The sequence below is a fragment of the Oleiphilus sp. HI0128 genome (genome assembly GCF_001635365.1).
Map to the genome: position 1 here is coordinate 1 of NZ_LWGG01001150.1, position 1,298 is coordinate 1,298.

General features: G+C 43.1%; 2 protein-coding genes. Both read right to left on the reverse strand.

The window, feature by feature from the left end:
* On the reverse strand, positions 1-437 hold a 437-nt coding region (locus A3763_RS19440; protein ID WP_156495194.1), incomplete at its 3' end, for an acetyl-coenzyme A synthetase N-terminal domain-containing protein.
* Positions 438-715: 278 nt separating this feature from the next.
* Positions 716-1,298, reverse strand: a 583-nt coding sequence (locus tag A3763_RS19445) for a patatin-like phospholipase family protein (protein ID WP_197482995.1), incomplete at its 5' end; no start/stop codon positions are given.

Consider the following 1,298-nt stretch of genomic DNA (forward strand, 5'->3'; position numbering starts at 1 on the left):
GGAATCATAGGCATATACAGTACGACACGGTCACCTTTACCTACTCCCATAGATTCCAGGCCATTAGCCAACTGACACACCTCTCGATGTAAGTCTCGATAGGTAATTGTCTTGCTGTGGCCCGGTTCATCGGCTTCCCAAATTATGGCTGCCTGGTCTGCTCGCGTTTCTAAATGCCTGTCTACACAGTTGTAACAAACATTCAGCTCTCCATCTTCATACCATGAAATATGTAAGTCATCTTTTGCAAATGAGACATCTTTGACTTTGGTGAAGGGTTTATCCCAATACAAGCGCTCAGCTTCTTTTCGCCAGTAGTCTTCATTCTTCTCTATCGACATTTGATACAGGCTCTGATAGCCAACTTTATCGATGTTTGGCACAAAATCACTGGTTGAATTAGAGGTAGTGTAGTTATTCTGGGCAGCTAAGCTCATGACAGGCTCCTTGAAGTCTATGTTACCGAGTAAGTAGATATAACTCTTATTGTCAACATATTCTGGCCGCCGCCAATTAGACCTTGGTCGAGCACTAGACTATGGTCTAAAGCTCTCTGGACAATAAACTAAAGAAATAGCACAACCGACTTCAGTGTTTGTTTCATCAATTGAACAAACAACCCAGACTAGTGATAATGTTCACCCATCAAATGACACTCGCAATAAACTCATACCACAGCTCTCAATTCCACGGTATTTTCGCTCTCATATAAGCATTAGTCTACTTTAGAAAGAATCTTCTTTCTCCGCCTGGTCAAATAGCTTTTGAAGTTCAGAATGATAGGCACCTTGAGAGGAATAATCACTTTCAGGACCTCGCTAAGAAAATATAAAAGCCGTATTTTCCGATACCAGAACAAGCGTGATATCTTCTTTGCGGTGAAGTCGTATCCATATTGGAATACCGGCGCAAACTGTTCGTGGTTACCAAACCGACTATATTTAGCCAAGTCAAATGACAAGACCAAATCAGCCCTCTTCAACTGCTCCTTGNTACGCTGATCAATTGCGATATCGATAGCATTCCCCATTATAGCGACCATATCTTTAGGTTCTTGATAGCGACTCACGCCATTCAAATCAACAGCGATAGTAATACCCGCACCCATCTGTTCAAGTGCTGAAACGGGTACGTTTTCAGTGATACCCCCATCAACCAACGACCTACCTTCAATTTCTACCGGCACAAAAATCCCTGGCACTGCCGCTGACGCACACACCGCATCGGCCAAGTTCCCTGATCTTAATATGACCTTCTCACCGGTATGAATATCGGTAGTACAAATCGCCAAAGGAATA